This is a genomic window from Shewanella sp. 3_MG-2023, assembly GCF_030548765.1.
Lineage (GTDB): Bacteria > Pseudomonadota > Gammaproteobacteria > Enterobacterales > Shewanellaceae > Shewanella.
In genome coordinates, this window is the sequence record NZ_JAUOSH010000002.1 from 171,534 (window position 1) to 188,578 (window position 17,045).

General features: G+C 42.1%; 9 protein-coding genes and 1 pseudogene. 3 read left to right on the top strand and 7 right to left on the bottom strand.

The window, feature by feature from the left end; all coding sequences use genetic code 11:
* Positions 1–220: 220 nt before the first annotated feature.
* Entirely contained in the window at positions 221–2,128 is a 1,908-nt protein-coding gene (locus tag Q4591_RS01990; RefSeq protein ID WP_303459094.1) for a methyl-accepting chemotaxis protein, read from the top strand.
* 148 nt (positions 2,129–2,276) lie between these two features.
* Here Q4591_RS01990 and Q4591_RS01995 read toward each other — a convergent pair whose 3' ends face one another.
* The 3 genes from Q4591_RS01995 to Q4591_RS02005 form a co-directional block, all read right to left on the bottom strand.
* Positions 2,277–3,389: an NADH:flavin oxidoreductase gene (locus Q4591_RS01995; protein WP_303459096.1), complete on the bottom strand. Its 1,113-nt coding sequence runs from the start codon at positions 3,387–3,389 to the stop codon at positions 2,277–2,279.
* 379 nt (positions 3,390–3,768) lie between these two features.
* The gene (locus Q4591_RS02000) at positions 3,769–4,809 is read right to left on the bottom strand and encodes a porin (protein ID WP_102476671.1); all 1,041 of its coding nucleotides are present in this window, start codon (positions 4,807–4,809) and stop codon (positions 3,769–3,771) included.
* Between the two features lie 2 nt (positions 4,810–4,811).
* The gene (locus Q4591_RS02005) at positions 4,812–5,285 is read right to left on the bottom strand and encodes a hypothetical protein (RefSeq protein WP_241901131.1); all 474 of its coding nucleotides are present in this window, start codon (positions 5,283–5,285) and stop codon (positions 4,812–4,814) included.
* 195 nt (positions 5,286–5,480) lie between these two features.
* Between Q4591_RS02005 and Q4591_RS02010 the strand changes: the two genes are divergently transcribed.
* Entirely contained in the window at positions 5,481–8,153 is a 2,673-nt protein-coding gene (locus Q4591_RS02010; protein WP_303459099.1) for an ATP-binding protein, read from the top strand.
* 373 nt (positions 8,154–8,526) lie between these two features.
* Here the strand turns inward: Q4591_RS02010 and Q4591_RS02015 are convergent, their stop codons facing one another.
* From Q4591_RS02015 to Q4591_RS02030, 4 genes are all read right to left on the bottom strand, one after another.
* Positions 8,527–11,670: an efflux RND transporter permease subunit gene (locus Q4591_RS02015; RefSeq protein WP_102531883.1), complete on the bottom strand. Its 3,144-nt coding sequence runs from the start codon at positions 11,668–11,670 to the stop codon at positions 8,527–8,529.
* Positions 11,667–12,929, bottom strand: a complete 1,263-nt coding sequence (locus Q4591_RS02020) for an efflux RND transporter periplasmic adaptor subunit (RefSeq protein ID WP_102435672.1) — start codon at positions 12,927–12,929, stop codon at positions 11,667–11,669. The genes Q4591_RS02015 and Q4591_RS02020 overlap by 4 nt, the downstream gene beginning before the upstream one ends.
* The gene (locus Q4591_RS02025) at positions 12,919–14,313 is read right to left on the bottom strand and encodes a TolC family protein (RefSeq protein ID WP_303459105.1); all 1,395 of its coding nucleotides are present in this window, start codon (positions 14,311–14,313) and stop codon (positions 12,919–12,921) included. Before Q4591_RS02025 ends, Q4591_RS02020 begins: the two co-directional genes overlap by 11 nt.
* A gap of 267 nt (positions 14,314–14,580) precedes the next feature.
* Complete coding sequence (locus Q4591_RS02030; RefSeq protein WP_303459107.1) at positions 14,581–16,614, bottom strand: TonB-dependent copper receptor; 2,034 nt, start codon at positions 16,612–16,614, stop codon at positions 14,581–14,583.
* A gap of 238 nt (positions 16,615–16,852) precedes the next feature.
* Here Q4591_RS02030 and Q4591_RS02035 point away from each other — a divergent pair.
* A pseudogene (locus tag Q4591_RS02035) lies at positions 16,853–16,990 on the top strand (type IV pilin protein); the annotation flags it as partial.
* Positions 16,991–17,045: the final 55 nt, after the last annotated feature.

Here is a 17,045-nt window from a genome sequence, read left to right on the forward strand (position 1 = left end):
GAAAACATCTCAATAACAACCAAGAAACAACATTGCTACATGCGCGCAAATTTCGAGCAAACAAACCATTAGTCACATTAAAACAACTATTAACCTCACAGAACAACACAATAATCACTCATAATAACAACCTTCAGGCCGATATAGCTAACAATTACAATTAGGGACAACCTAAGCCACAACACGCTGTCAGTTTGCCAGGGTGTAGGAGTCAATATTCATGAGCTTTCTATCAACATTATCCATTCGCAATAAATTAATCACTGCCATGTTAATTGCGGTAATAGCATCAACCAGCATCGTGGCCTACGTCGGACAAAGCAGTGCTAAAAATGTCCTATCAACAAGGTTAGAGCAATCTGATATGCCAAACCTGGTGCAGCGTATTCGTAATGCTATTGATGGTGAAATCAACCAAATGAAGATAATGACCCAATCAATTGCGTCAAATAGCATGATAAAAATGTGGATCGATCAAGGACAAAGTGCTGAGGGTGAGCAATACCTCATCCAGTTTTTAGCACAAACTGCACGTGATAATGGCTTCAGTAAAGTCTCATTTACTGACAACAACAACCATAAACACTGGAATCAAGATGGTTTTTTACGCGAGCTAAAGCCAGATCATGATACTTGGTTTTTTAACTTCCGAGACAGTAATAAAACCGAATCAACTAGCATCTATAAAGACAGCAAGGGTTTCACTGATATCTATATCAACGCCCAACAACCTAATGGTTTTGGGGTCGCTGGAGTGTCTAAATCATTTGATGAAATGGTTGATTACCTCAACAGCTTCAAAATAGAACAATCTGGTTTTGTGTATCTCGTCGATGGTAACGGCGTCATCAAGGTGCACCCCAGCATCGATTACAAGGCTAAACAAACCATTAGTGACTTATATCCGTCAGTTAATACCCATAAGCTGATAAATAAAAGTGACTATGCCTCCGTTATGGTGGATCAACAATTGATCGCATCGAGTTACATTGCCAGTTTAGACTGGTACATTGTTGCACAAGTCCCTTTAGAAGAGCTTTATGCTGGCTTAGATACGTCGCGCAATAACATTATCATCACCTTTGTCGTGATAGCCGCATTATTTACACTGATCAGTGTTTATTTAGGGAACAGCTTAGTGCGCCCGATAAATCAGCTGGCCGATACATTTAAAGAGTTGGGTGAAGGCGAAGGCGACTTAACCCAACGACTTAATGAAAATGGCAACGAAGAAATGCGCCGACTAGCACAAGGCTTCAATGCTTTCATTAGTAAATTAAACAATGTTATTCAAGAGCTTGCTACCACTACTTTTGATGTTAATAGTGCATCTCAACAAGTCTATACAGATGCGCAGCACTCTAAAAAGCTCACTGATGTTCAGCGTGATGGCGCTCATCAAGTGTCGGTAGCCATTAACGAAATGGGCAGTACTATCGCAGAAATTGCCAATAATGCTTCAGTGGCCGCCCAAGCAACTACTGAAGCAACGCAAAAAGCACAACGCGCACAAACGGTAGTACAAGAGTCAAATTCAACTATTAATGACATGGCCAGCAATATGGAAGGTGTGTCGATGAGTATTGTGACTTTAGCCGAAAAAAGTAATGCCATTTCAAGCGTATTAGATGTGATCAGGGCTATTTCAGAACAAACTAACTTACTGGCCCTTAACGCAGCCATTGAGGCTGCTCGCGCAGGTGAGCAAGGTCGAGGCTTTGCGGTGGTTGCCGATGAAGTGCGTAACCTTGCTAAGCGCACTAGTGATTCTACCGATGAAATTCACCTTATGATTACTGAATTACAAAATGGCGCGAATGCTGCGGTATCATCGGTTCAAGAAGGTCGTGAGCAAGCTAAACTAGGTGTTCAAGCGTCACAAAGAACCTATCAAGCTCTTGAAGACATCGCCGAAAATGTGATGCAAATTTCAGAACTTAATATACAAATTGCCGCTGCCACAGAAGAGCAGTCTGCGGTGATCAATGAGATCAACCAGCATGTGGTAAATATTAGTGACAGCAGTGACAGCAGCGCTCAAGCCTCGACCAGTATCGAAAGCTCTAGCGAAGCATTAAAGTCAATGGCCAATGATTTAGATGGTTTGGTTAAACGCTTTAAACTTTAATCAGCAAAGATGATGGCGAGTAGTGGCAGGATGATTTAAACCCTATCACAGATAATCCTCCTAAATTTGACATTTTAAAAAGCCAAACGATTAAAAAGTTTGGCTTTTTTGTGTCAACAACATACAAGCTGTACTTAAATCAATTAAGTTAAAAACCCGCAATCGTAGCTTTTCGCTGTTTATTTACAATGCAAAAATTACCACGCTTAGTGCGGCATTTTGAGCAGGTTTCACATAGGGCTTGTGCTCTATCACCATTCTGCCAACGCTTCACTAGATCAGGCTCTGACAATAATGGTCTTGATAGGGCAAAGTATTGAATATTGGTATTCGCGGCAATGGTTTCTATGGCATCAATGTCCGTTAGCCCGCCTACAGTAATAACTGGTATATTCACTTCACGACTTATCACATCGCCATATTGATGAAAATAACCCTGTGGCTGAATGGTATGCCCCTCAAACGACTCACCAATCATGTCATTAGCTTTACCATGAATATTGCCAGAAATGATAATGGCATCAACGCCAATGGCTGCAAGCTTTTTACAAATAACACGGGTTTCAGCAAAGGTTAAACCACCTTCAAAAAAATCACAGGCGGTTAATTTCACCAGTATCGGGTAATCATCACCCACCAGCTTTCTGGTTTCCGTATAGATTTCAACTAAAAAGCGCAGGCGGTTTTCTAGGCTGCCACCATATTGATCATCTCTTTGATTGTAATAAGGGCTTAAAAACTGATTAATTAAATAGCTGTGGGCCCCATGAATTTCAACCCCATCAAAACCTGATTGTTTTGCCCGTAAACTCGCTTTCGCAAATGCCTGCACTATGTAATCTATCTCGGCAATGGTCATGGCTTTACCTAAGGTTTTTGTGCCACGCTCGCAAACCTCACTTGGGGCAAAAATCACTCTTTCACCCACGTTGTAAGTGGTTTTGGTGCCACCATAGGCCAGCTGCATGGCTATTTTGGCGCCATTACGGTGAACTAATTCCGTTAGCTGTTTGTATTCCTCGATAAAGGAGTCGTCGTACATGCCCATCATGCCCGCATTGGGTTTTTCTTCTGCGACGATATTGGCATAACCTGTAATGATCAGGCCGACTTCACCTTGAGCAAGCTCTTTGTATATGGCGTATAACTTTTCTGTCATATGGCCATCTTCAGTTGCCATATTTTCCCAAGTCGCACTGCGGATAAAGCGGTTCTTTAACTGCATGCTGCCAATGTGGGTTTCTGTATACAAAGTGCTCAAGTTACATCCTCTAAAAAGCGTCATCTATTAAACGGCGGCATTATAAAGGGCGTTGTTCAACAATCAAACAACTACAAGTCAGAAGTGAGACCTAGCTATATAGTCCAAAAGAGGTAATTAACTAGGGCGATTGAATAAGAATATCCGCTAAGGGGGCGGCTGGTGTACTACATGAGGTTGATCTAAAGCTCTTTTTACGAAAAGCGTTATGAATGATGGCGCTTTGCCGTATTATTCAACATAGCAAACTAAATAGTCAATTAAGCCAAAGCAGCTATCTTTGCGAGCAAAACAGCTAAAAATAAGTATCGCGGTAAAGTGTTAACTATTTAAAAAGGCTAGGCAGTTAACTGCCTAGCCTCAAAACCTTTAGCTAGCATCAAAAGACAAAGTTCACCGTCAAGCTTAATAACTCAACATCGGTACTTTCACCCCAAATAATTGGTGGTGCGGCAAATTGCGCTCGGTTTATTGGATTATCCCCTAAAATGGACTGGTACTCAGCATTAAGTGAAATCGATGAAGTCACATCATAGCGAAGCCCTATAGTCACCCCTTGACTCTCTCTAAGCTCACGACTCTCGGCATAAACCACATAGGGAGTAAAATCATCGATTGCATAACCAACACTGGCGTACCAATTACTTTGCAGCTCATCATGTTCAAATTCAGCCATAAACTGCCAAGCATCTAAACTGTATTCTGCCCCCAAAGTAAATACACTTAACTCATCAGCAGTAGGGGCTGGGCGTAAAGTATATTTAGACCGTAAAAATCCAGTATGGATACGATAATTAAACCCAACTAAATCGACATATATTCCGGTGGTATAGTCAGAATCAAATTGCATCAATATCGGCCCTAAATTCACCTCAGTTAAGCGGCCGAAACCATAATAAGGTGAAACGGTAAGTGATATTTCATCAGATAATTCATATTGCCAAGCCAGCGAAACACCATCGTATGAGGTGGTACCTAAAATCGAGTCGTAAATCTCACCCGGCGGCCTTGCCCACGCATAGGCTTGGCCAACAAAATAAAACTCAGAGACTAAAAACAAGGGTAAGCGCAATCGGCCAGCCCTTACTTTAAAGTCACTAAATTCATAACTTAGGTAGGCCCATTCTAACTCAGGTTCGCTCCATTTATCTTGGGTGCGCTTAACCACTTGAGCTGATGCATCAAAGCCCTCAAACACATCTAAATCAAGTTGTATTCCAAATAAAGTATCACAGTCATAACAGGTTTCATCTGTTATTTCCCGGTTAATAAATAATGGCGCTTTATTGTCTGATTTACTGATAGATGTTGAACCAAAACCACTGATGGAAAAGTTGTCAGTCAGCTCTATCGCAGCTTGTGCATTGGTTGCCATGCCAAGGGTTAATAGTAAAATTATGTATTTTCGGTTTAATAACATGGCTACTCTCCTTGTGGCACTGTGATTAAGATATTAACTTCTTCAGGCACCGACTCTATCGGAGCATATGCAATACCATTAGGATTGTCGTTCAGCCATTTGAGGATCTTCTTTATATCATCACTGTCTAACTCTTCTGGTGGCGAGCCTTTGCCGGAGAAAGCCAACCCGGCCCAATAACCATTCATTTGTGAGACCGATTTACCCAGCAACATGCTATAAAACTCTTCGCGGTGCATGGAGGTTTCAGGTAGATCAACTAAGACAATTTTAAAGCTACCTCCGACTTTTTTAGACTTACCTCGATATAACATTCTCGCCTTACTTTTACTTAAAGGCGGCATGTCATCATTAAGGCTAAAAATAGCGAATTCGACCTCAGAGCTTTTGCTGGTATCAGCCTCTAAAGCCCAAGTTGATGGGGATAAAATTAATGCAGTAAGAAAGATAAGCCGCCTTGTGCACAATCTACTCAAAAAAAAATGCTTCAGGCTCAATAAAAAGGCTTTGTGGTTTAATCCATTAATCATATAAAAACCTTCATTCCTAGATAGTTTTTGTACTATGCTAAACATAGTCAGAAGTTTTACTAATCTAAACTTAGCCAAGAACCCTACGATATACAACTTTATAGCTAACTTTTTATGGCTAATTTTACTCAAGGAGCTGAGATGAATTTATTGAATCGTATTTCAATAAAAGCAAGGATGTTGGCACTTGTCTTGTTACCATTGGTTTTTGCAGGTTTTTTATCAGCGTTAGAAATCCAAAAACAAACTGATAATGTGCAAGCTTTAAACAGCCTTAACAACAAAGTGACCTTTTTAGAGTTATTTTCCCAGCTTAATCGGCAAATTACTCAAGCGCAAGACGCGCTCAGCGGCCAAGATGAGCCCTTTGTATTATCCCAATTCACATCTATTACTGAGCAACTGTCTGCGTTATTACCCACAAGCTTTAGCGCTCAACACAGTGAAGATATTCAAGCATGGTTTAACAGCACTGAAGAAGCCTTAGCTGAATCGCCAGCCCTTACCAAAGAGGATTTATTTGATTGGTCAATTTGGATGAACGAATTGCAAAACCAAGGGTTGATGACGCTAGAAAAAGATAAGCTTGATGTACCTGAAAAAATTAACCAGAACTTGACGATTTTATTTCAATTGCAATGGCTATCACTGTGGTCTGCAGAAGAAAAATGGCTAATGGATCAACTGATAACGAATCGAGGCGACGAAGATCTGCTGAGTCAATTGAATATGAGCGCTGAAAGACAACAACTGTATGTCGATCGCTTTATTAATATTAGCGCCAAGCCTGAGCAAGTAGACCTGTTATTAACTACCTTTTCAGATCAAGCATTCCAACAAAGTTATCAGCTGCGCAGCCAATTTCTGCAAGGGAATGAAATTGTTGATAATACAGATGCTAACTTGGAGGTGTTTAATCAGCGTTTGAACTTAATTCAATATGTTGTCACTTCCATTTCAGAGCAATTATCCACCAATATTCACTCTGAAATAGCAAAGTCTAAACAGCTTATTATTATGTTCTGCGTTGCATTGCTAATATCGCTCGTTACTATTGGCACCATTGGCGCAAACCTTTACCGCCGCATTCTAAAGTATCTGCATCATGTGATTAAAACCATGTCAAAAATTGAAAAAACACATGATTACTCAAATAAGATAAACGAAAGTGGTAAAGATGAATTAAGCTACTTCTCTAAAAAGCTCAATAACCTAATTCATGAACGCTTTTTAAATGATGCCAAAATCTTGCAAGCAAAATCAGATGCAGAAAGAGCTAACCAAGCCAAAAGTTCTTTTTTGGCCAATATGTCCCATGAGATTAGAACACCGTTAAATGGCATTATTGGCATGTCGGAGATAATGTCAGGCACAAGGTTAACTCCTTTGCAAAATGAGTACCTGCAAACCATAGAAACATCCTCACATACCTTATTACTATTGATTAACGATATTCTGGATCTTTCTAAAATTGAGTCGGGTAACCTGTCTATTGCTTACAACGACACCAATATTACCGAGGTCATCTATGACACCCTCACTATGGTGTTAGCTAAAGTCGTTGAAAAGCAACTCGACCTTAAAATTGAAATCCCTGAACATATGCCTCACTTAGTATCACTTGACGAACATAGAATGCGCCAAGTATTAATGAACCTTCTGTCAAATGCAGTTAAATTTACCAATAACGGCTTTATTAAAGTCGCTGTGAGCTGCGATTACGACGAAGCTAACTATGCCAATATGAAAATTAAAATATACGATAGCGGTATTGGTATTAAAGAAGAAAATCACCAACAAATCTTTTCACCTTTTATCCAAGAGGATGGCACCATCACTCGTGAATTTGGTGGTACAGGGCTTGGGCTGGCAATTTGTAAACAGCTAGTGGGGTTAATGGGCGGCGATATAAAAGTTAGCTCAGAAAAAGGTAAAGGCAGTTGTTTCAGCGTTGAACTTAAAGCCCGCATCATTACCAAAGAGCAGCCTAAAAGAGACGAGTTTAAACACCTGACTACGGCAATTATTTCCAGTAATAATGATATTATTGATGCTATTGATGCTGCCTGTAGTAAACATGAATTTAGCATAAATTACCGTTACCCATCACCGTTTGACTTGTTACAGGATAAGCAAAAGTTTGATCTGTTATTTATTGATAATGCCTCAATGAACCGAGAGGCTTTAAAAGCATTACCCGAATTACTCATGCTGCAAGATAGTTTTTCCATTGCCATTAATAGCCCTTCTGAGCAGCGAACATTAGATAACATTGACGCCTCTATCACCATACCACTGCTTGGCAGGCGCTTTAGCGATGCCATTCGTAATGGCATCGAAAGTCGTACTCTGCGCAACAAAGTCACCCCAGCTGAAAAAAAAGCCGCCAATGATGGTATTGATAAGCAAGAACAACCACGCACCATTCACGGCATGATTTTGATTGTCGAAGATAACCTCGTTAATCAAAAGGTCGCCTCAGTGCTAGTCAAGCAAGCGGGCTATAACTTCGTAATTGCTAATAATGGGCTTGAGGCGTTTGATTTTATTAGTGATGGCAAAATATTTGATGCAATCTTAATGGATTGTATGATGCCCATTATGGATGGTTTTACTGCCACCCAAAAAATCAGAGAGTGGGAGCAAATAAACCCATCTGTGCAACGGCTGCCAATCATTGCACTTACCGCCAGTGTACTGGATCAAGATATTGAGAAATGTTATGAATCAGGAATGGATGATTATTTGGCAAAACCATTTGAAAAGCATGTTCTTATCGAGAAAATAAAACAGGTCACCAAGCTTGCAGGTTAGCAGTAAGAGTATTTGCAGTAATTGAATTTAGGCTAACACCAATAAGCTGATTGTATAAATGCCTGATTTGCTGACTGTATAAATATCTGATTATATAATTGGCTGATTACCTGATTGTATGAATGCCTGATTTGCTGATTATCTTGAGATGCAACCAAACATCGAAAAATCACTAATCGCTATCAATTACCTTCATATTAAGCGTTTCTGCTGCAATAATTTTTGTTTTTCCTTTTGTTTTTTATCTCGTGATAAATGTTTTGAACTTTTTAGGCCGACACATTTATCACGCTTAAAGTGTCGCCAGCAGGGCATTTCATTACTGGCAACGCTATATTTTGCGATTAAAATCGCCACTGAATTATAACCTGAGCTATACCTTAACCTTAGCAGCGCCAAAGCTATTTTCAAACTCTTGATCTAGACTGGCATTATCAACTTTATTGCCCTTTAAGCGCTCAACCACAAGGTAATTTACCGGAACCAAAATCAAGGTGATAAAGGTGGCAAAGATAATCCCAAAGCCCAATGATATCGCCATTGGAATTAAGAACTGCGCTTGGGTCGACTTCTCTAATAATAGCGGCATTAGGCCGATAAACGTGGTCAAACTGGTGAGCATAACCGGTCTAAAACGTTTTGCACCTGCGGTTAATACCGCCTCCGCTAATGGCATACCATCGGCGCGTTTTTTATTAATAAAGTCTACCAGCACTAGCGAGTCATTGACCACAACGCCCACTAGCGCCAACATCCCCAATATACTGAAAATGGTCAGTGGCGAGCCCATTAACCAATGACCTAGTACTGCGCCAATTAAGCCAAAGGGGATCACGCTCATCACAATTAATGGCTGAATGTAAGACTTAAACGGAATTGCGAGTAGGCTATAAATCATAAACAACACAAACACTAAGCCCCATTGCAACGACCCAAAGCTGTCTCGCTGTTCACGAGCTTCGCCTTCAAGTGAGTGCCTTACTCCAGGGTATTGCTGCACTAAACCATCAAGGTACACCTTAAGATCTGCTTGTAGCACAGTCATATTGGTATTGTCTTTATCCACGTCGGCAGTGACATTTAACACCCGATAACGATCGATGCGTTGAATACTTGATGGGCTCTTACCTGAGGTCATTTTAGCCACATGACCAAGCGGCACTTGCGCGCCCTGACTGGTGGTAATCAGGACCTTTTTAAGGTCATCTAATGACTGACGTTCATCTAGCGGCAAGCGCAGCATTACTCGCACATCATCACGGCCACGCTGGATGCGCTGCACTTCTGAGCCAAAATAAAAGCTTCTTATTTGACTTGATACTTCCTGTCGAGTGAGCCCTAGCGCTTTACCTTGCTCGGTTAACTCAATTAGCAGCTCTTCTTTACCGTTAGATAAACTGTCGGCAATATCAAATACTGTCGGGTAAGTTTTTAAATGCTGTTTAACCTGATCGGCAATCTCACGTAAGGTATCAAGGGAGTTTGCACTGAGCTGCACATCAATAGGATCAGAGCTTCGGCCAATTTCAGCGCGGTAAGTCACTGACTCAGCCCCAGGAATTTCACCAACACTTTTACGCCATTCAGTTAATAGTTGCCTAGAGGTAATATCTGATTCACGCTTCTCTGCTGGGGTTATTTCAAAACGAACCCCACCTGCATTTGAGCTACCGCCGCGACCACCCGTTGTGGCCAAAATATTGATGATCACGCTTTCACCGGTTTCTTCATCACGATACTTTTCTTGCAGCGCCTCCGCTTTTGCAGCAATGCTAATGATATGGCCATTGGTCACTTCAAATGGGGTACCCGCTGGCATGGTCAAGTTAAGCCTGACGGTTTCACTGGGAATGCGCGGGAAGAAGGTAAACTTAGTCCACCCCGTGGCCAACAGTGCCGCTATCACTAACAACACACTGAGAAATAAGCTCAAGGTGGCGGTTTTATGCTTTAGCGCTATGCGTAAAAATGGTTGATAGAACTGAATGATTGCTCGTTCAAATCCATCAGCAAACTTTTGCTGAAAAATCTCAAACTTATTATAATTTTCCTTCTCGCTGCGCATCTTAATATATTTAAGGTGAGCGGGTAGCACAAACTTAGATTCGATTAACGAAAACAATAATACTGGGATCACCACTATCGCAATTTGACCAAATATCGCCCCGCGAGTGCCTTCGATAAACAACATAGGTAAGAAAGCGGTCACTGTGGTTAAGATGCCAAAGGTCACTGGCGCGGCCACTTCTTGGGTACCAAGAATCGCCGCTTGCTCGCCATTGGGCGCAGTCTTAAGGTGGGTGTAAATATTCTCGCCAGTGACAATGGCGTCATCGACCACAATCCCCAATACCAAGATAAAACCAAACAGGCTGATGACGTTTAACGACACATCAAAAAATGGCATCACAATGAATGCGCCCATAAACGAAACTGGAATACCAATAAACACCCATATGGCAATTGATGGACGTAAAAACAATGTCAGTAATAGCAACACAAGTATGCCGCCCTGCAGCGCACTGCCTGTTAGGGTAGCAATACGGTTTTTAACGATTTCAGAATCGTCATCCCAATAGCTAAGGCCATAGCCTTCAGGCAAGGTTGCCTGACGAGAATCAATGTAGTCTTTAACCTTATCAGCCACATCAATCGCGCTTTGCTGACCAATACGATACACATCGATAAATGCCGCTTGTTGACCATTAAAGCGAGTTCTTACAGGGGTTTCTTCAAAGCCATCAACCACATTTGCAATATCGCCTAAACGAATAATGGTGCCGTCAGCGGCAGATTTAATGGCAATATTGGCAAACTCATCTTTGTAATAAGCTTGGCCTTTAGAGCGCAGTAAAATGTCGCCACCCTGAGTTTTTAAATTACCCGCAGAGATATCAGTACTAGAGGCATTAATCGCCCGTGATACTTCACTCAGAGTTAAGTTGTACTGGCGTAATTTGTTTTGCGATAAGGCTAATGACACTTCATAGTTACGCACCCCGCTTAAATCTAGTTGGGTGACACCCTCTAGGCGCAACAATTCATCGCGCACCACTTCAGCAAACTCGATGGTTTCTTTTTCGCTATATTTGCCGGTTACCGTTACTGCGATGACTTCACGCTTACGCTGGGCAAGGGCAATGACAGGTTTTTCGGCATCAACCGGAAAGGTGTTAATGGCATCGACGCGGCTTTTAATGTCCGCTAGCATTTCTCGGGGGTCGTAACCACTGTCAACTTCAATGGTGACCTGCGATGATGCCTCTGAAGAGCTAGAAGTGATTTTTTCTATGCCTTCAAGATCTTGCACCGCCTCTTCAATACGAATTGTCACCCCTTTTTCAACATCTTCAGGGGTCGCGCCACGAAGCGATACTCGAACAGAGATCCTTTCAGACTCAACTGTCGGAAACACTTCAAGTGGGATCTGCGTTGACAGTGAACCTAAACCTAATACCAGCAGCAACAACATTAATAAATTGGCCGCTACGTGATTTTTAGCAAACCAAGCAATCATGGCTGTGACTCCTCTTTACTAGCAGGTTTGGTTTTACGCTCGCCATCAGGCTTACTGCGAGACTTGCCATCGGCTCTGCCCTCACCTCTTGGGCCTCGCTGTGGTTTAACTTTATTCGTTGCGCCAACAACAGTGACAGGGGTGCCTGAACTCACTTGTCCAAGGGAGGTAATAACCAGTTCATCGCCACTTTTCAAACCTGTTCTAACTACCGAATCTTGGCTGTTTTGCCATCTAATGGTCACTTCTCTGCGTAATAACTTGCCATCATTAACCACATACACATAGCTACCTTGATAGATTGCTTTAGTCGGGATTACGATCGCTTGGCTCAGCTTTTTACCGGCAATATTGGCTGTCAGGTATTGACCAATTTTCAGTGGCATTTGCTGATTAGCTTGATAATCAAATGGATCATCAATTTGCGCCACCACATACAACTGCTGCGAGTTACTATCGATTGCACCTTCGGTGCGAATCAACTGCCCTTCCCATTTTTGCAGGCCTATTAAGTCAGACTCAAAACTCACTTTAGCCACCACAGACTTACCTTGCTCAGGTAGTTCTACCAGTGCTAAATCACTGTTATTGATTGGTAAACGTATTTCCACATAATCGGTGGCGTAAATCGTTGCCAGCTGACTATTGGTCGAAACCACCCGGCCTACATCAACATGTTTTTCTAAAATTCGCCCAGAAAAGGGGGCAACAACTTGGGTACGTTCCAAGGCCAAGTTGGCTTGTTCAAGTTTCGCTTGGTTAGATAGCATTGCCGCTCGCGCTGCAGCTAATTGCGGCTCACGCAACACCAGCGATGTCGGCTCGCGGCCATTACTCAGGCGCTGCCAATCTGCTAAGGCTTGATTAGTACGTGCTTGTTCTTCTAATAATTGTTGCCTAGCCAACATTAACCCAGCTTCAGCAATTTTAACTTCAGCTTGATAATCTCTATCATCAAGCTCAACTAACACTTCGCCAGTTTCAAAAAAACCACCTTCACGAAAGTTGGGGCTAATAGATAGAATTTGACCTGAAGCCTGCGTCACTAACGAGCTTTGGGTGCGCGGTTTTACCACCCCAAAACTGCTCACCTGAATTTGATAATCTTGTGGCTTAAGCACCTGAGTTTCAACCGACATGGCAGCTACAGCCATCGGTTTGCCACGCTTAGTGGTAGGTGGGTTTGAGGTAATCACCATAATAGTGGCAACCGCAACCGCAACAATGCTTACTGGGATCAGGTATTTCTTATTCATCATATTTTTCTTCTTCTGTCACACTGGCATCTAAATCGCCACCTAAAGCAAGGTGTAATCCGATACGGTTGGCAATGATTTGGTTTTTTAAGCTGATAACCGAACTTTGGGCCACAAAGGCACGATTTTGGGCATCCAGTACTGTGGTATAGCTGACAAGGCCGATTTGGTATTGCTCAAATGATAGGGTTTCAGCTTGGAGGGCATTGTCTTGCGCTTGTAAAGTTGAGCGATATTGCTGCTGCAAACTGGCATCAAGATCAAGGTTGTTTTCAACTAGCTCAAAGGCACTAAACAAAGTATTTAAATACTGCTGCTCTTGCTGCTTTAATTTCAGCTTTTGCTGCTCGGTTTGTGACTTTAAGCGACCGGCGTTAAAAATCGGTGCGGTAATACCGGCAAATACTGACCATGAACTGTAATCACCACTTAATAAGTTAGCAATATCATTACTGGCGGTGCCAATATCAGCCCCTAAACGTAAGGCTGGATAACGCTGCTTTTGAGTAAAGGCCACGACGGCATCTTGAGCGAGCAACTGATACCAAGCGGCTTGCAGTTGTGGTTTACGTTTAACGAGCTCGCTGGGGACGCCAATTTTAATCCCTTGTGGCAATAGCGGCAGTGTTTCATCTATCAGTAATTTACCTGCTGGATAGCCGCCTAATAAGCGCTCTAAGGTTCTAATATCTTTATTGCGCTGACTGCGCTGTGCCAACAGGTTTGAGTTTTCACTGTGAAACTCATTTTGAGTTAAAAACACATCCAGCGCGGTGTTTAACCCTTGCAGGTAACCCGACTCAATGATGTCAAAATTAAGTTTGGCATTTTCGGTGCGACGCTCAAATAGCTTAACGAGCTCTGTTGAGGTCACTACCTTGTAGTAGGCAATCACCACATCAGCAACCAGTGCATCCCTTGCTTGCTGATAATTGGCCTCAGCAGTGAGTAAATTCAGTTTTGAGGCTTTAGCGCTATCGGATAACTTGCCCCAAATATCTAGCTCATAGCTAACATCAAGACTAAGACTATTGGAGCTAGACGTTGCATCACTATTTCCCCCTCTAGCACTATTAGCCGATAAGCTTAACTCTGGCCAAAAGCTGGCATCACTGACATTAAGCTGCTGCTTGTTAACCTCGACTTCAAGAGCTAACTGAATTAACTGCTGGTTGGTGTTCAGGCCAATACTGATAAGTTCTAATAACTGATCGGTAGCGATTGGTGTTACCCAACTTTGATTGTCTTTTAATGATTTGGCGTCGGTATGCCACGACGCAGGCAGCTCAGGTTTAACCAAAGACTCGTCAAGATAGGATGAACTGCTGCAGGCAGATAAAATGAATAGCGAAGTTGCAACCGCCACTAGCGTATAGCGTGTTTTCATTAACTGGAAATCCATTTTCGTTTATTATTATTTAATATGATTTAATATTATTTAGATGTTACGTGATTGATTTTAATTAGATCACTTTATAAAGAAAACTGCCAAAGGGTAACTTTGCATAGCTTTACATAGGTTATGTGAATAAAAGCAATGTATTGCAGCTAGGGACAAGTTTGTCGGCGGCTGTATCAGGCATTAAAGCAGAGGTTTCACCCAAAGTGGGCAATGATGCAGGCTTATTAAATGTAACAAGCCTGCCGGTTTTTATTAAAAATTGTAATCAAGTTTTACCCAAGCGGTTCGACCCGGCTCATTAACTTGAAATAGTGGTGAACTACCAGGAATGTCATTACCCGCTCCAGAGCGACTAACATGTTCGGCATAGGTAATATCAAATAAGTTCTCAATACCAAAACTCACTAAAATATCATCATGCTTCCAAGAGCCATTGATGGCCAATGTGCCAAAACCACTGCTTTCAGCCAGATCTTGTCCTGAGATATTACCTTGACCAATTGCGACTCTATCTTGCGCCGCAACCATCCGCCAAAATAACCCAGCGGTCCAATTTTCAGCTTCATAATTCACTGAAATACGACCCTCTAAAGGGGATATTTGCCCTAGTGGTGTATTGTCAGTGTCATTCTCACCATGGCTATAACTGACGGTGGTTTGCGCCGACCATTGATCAGTAAATGGATATAGCAGGCCTAATTCGCCGCCCCAAATCGTTGCATCAATATTGTAAGCTGCGGTCTTGGCAGTATTAGCATCAATTAAGATGTAGTCTGCCACTTTGCCGTAATAAAACGCCGTGGATATTTTAATATCGTCTTGATAAATCCAGCCAACATCAAGCTGGGTGGTTTTTTCAGCATCTAAATCAAATGCCTTAAGTGACAAATCATTATTGTCTGCCTTCATGAACTCCCAATAGTCAGGAATACGTTGGGCATGGCCGCCGCCAATATAATATTGGCTTTTATCAGTCTCAAACTCGTAGCGAACAAAGCCACTGAATAAGTCATCATCACGGCTGCCTTGCTGGGCCACATATAAACTGGTTTGCCATTGATCCATTCTTAGCCCCGTCAAGATTTTACCTTGGTTAAGCTGATAACTTGATTCAACAAATAAGCCGGTATTGATATAAGCCATGTCCTGCATAAAGGGTTTTGCTAATAAATCATCTAGGCCATTATCTTCTGCTTGATTGATGCTGCGTCCTTTGTGCTTACTGTCCATATAGTCAAGCCCGACAATGGTTTCCCATTTTTCATTGGCTGAAATATCAAACCATAAATGACCACCTGCGGTTTTTCGTCTGACATTAGTGCCTGCATTTACGCCGCGGTCAAACTGATCCATAACGTGATCGTTTTCATTACTATATAACTGAAAATCAATATTATTCAGCCAGTAAAAATCAACATCCTTTTGCAGCAGAAAGGTGACATTTTCATTATCGATCACACGAGCTTTATTGGTTCTGTCAGCGTACTCAGCCTCACCGCTTGAGCTGCCATAAGCAAGCTCAACCACGGTTGACTCGTCGGGGGTCCAACCTAAAGCAAAATTGTAATTATTACGGTCATAAAGGGATTGAATGGTGGTACCATCACCGTCTTGATAATGATCGCTTTTAGACTTATTAGCATCAAAATCAATGTAATGGGTTTCAGTACCTGCTTTTATTTCGACTAAGTAATCTTCACGGCCAAAACTGCCACCGGTTACGCTGGCGCGACCTTCAAGGCTTTTCTCACTAAAGCTATGGCGATCTTTTTCAAATAATACCGTCCCTGCGGAACCTACTGGGCCATATTTTACTGTTTGTGGGCCTTTAATCACTGTAATGGCATCATAGGCTTCTGGATAAATATAAGCTGTTGGCGGATCCATACGTCCGCCACAGGTGCCATAAACATGCTGGCCATCATCAACAATACTGATGCGTGAACCGCCCATGCCTCTTAAAGAAGGGTCGCCACCTGCGCCGCCTTTTCTGGCGATACTAAAACCGGGGATGGTTTTTAAGTAACCTGCACCGTCATAAGCGGGCAGCGGTAATCTGGGCTTTTTGGGATCGGTGACAACTTTGGCAGGATCGCGCATTAACTCCCCTGTCACCACAAGGTAGTCATCACAGCTTTTATTATCGCAGTGCTGCTTGTGTTTTTTTTCTTGGGTGGTTTCAACAGCCTGAGTGTCTGTGGGATTAGCCTCAGTGGCTTGAACGAAGGAGGTGGGTAAAAAACCTAAAGCGACAGCGATAGAAATCATCAATTTAGAGTGGTACATAAACAGTCCTATGACAAACCTATAATATTTGTGCGGACATTTATAAATTAACCAGAACAGGTTTCAACTTAAAACCAACAAACTGCGACACTATGTCACAGGCTAATTAAAGGGAGGTCAAAAATACTAAACTCTTATAAATAAAAAACCTTTTATTCAAGTAGATAAGTAGGGGTAGCAGCCCATTTGAAATAACATCGCTGCCAAATAATAAACTGAATAAATGGATTTTTGAGCCATGGCGCTTAACCATAATAAGGGTTTTACCTTAATTGAGCTCGTAGTCGTTATCATTATTCTTGCCATTCTAGCGGTTACTGCCGCACCTAAATTCATCAATTTATCAACCGATGCCAGAATTGCGGCATTAAACGGCGCAGCGATAACTCAATAAAGTCACCTCCTCAGCCAAGTACATTAACCACAACTAA

Coding starts and splice junctions, on each gene's coding strand:
- Q4591_RS02010 (WP_303459099.1), top strand. CDS start 5,481: ATGAATTTATTGAATCGTATTTCAATAAAAGCAAGGATGTTGGCACTT.
- Q4591_RS02030 (WP_303459107.1), bottom strand. CDS start 16,614: ATGTACCACTCTAAATTGATGATTTCTATCGCTGTCGCTTTAGGTTTT.
- Q4591_RS02020 (WP_102435672.1), bottom strand. CDS start 12,929: ATGATGAATAAGAAATACCTGATCCCAGTAAGCATTGTTGCGGTTGCG.
- Q4591_RS02015 (WP_102531883.1), bottom strand. CDS start 11,670: ATGATTGCTTGGTTTGCTAAAAATCACGTAGCGGCCAATTTATTAATG.
- Q4591_RS02000 (WP_102476671.1), bottom strand. CDS start 4,809: ATGTTATTAAACCGAAAATACATAATTTTACTATTAACCCTTGGCATG.
- Q4591_RS01990 (WP_303459094.1), top strand. CDS start 221: ATGAGCTTTCTATCAACATTATCCATTCGCAATAAATTAATCACTGCC.
- Q4591_RS02025 (WP_303459105.1), bottom strand. CDS start 14,313: ATGAAAACACGCTATACGCTAGTGGCGGTTGCAACTTCGCTATTCATT.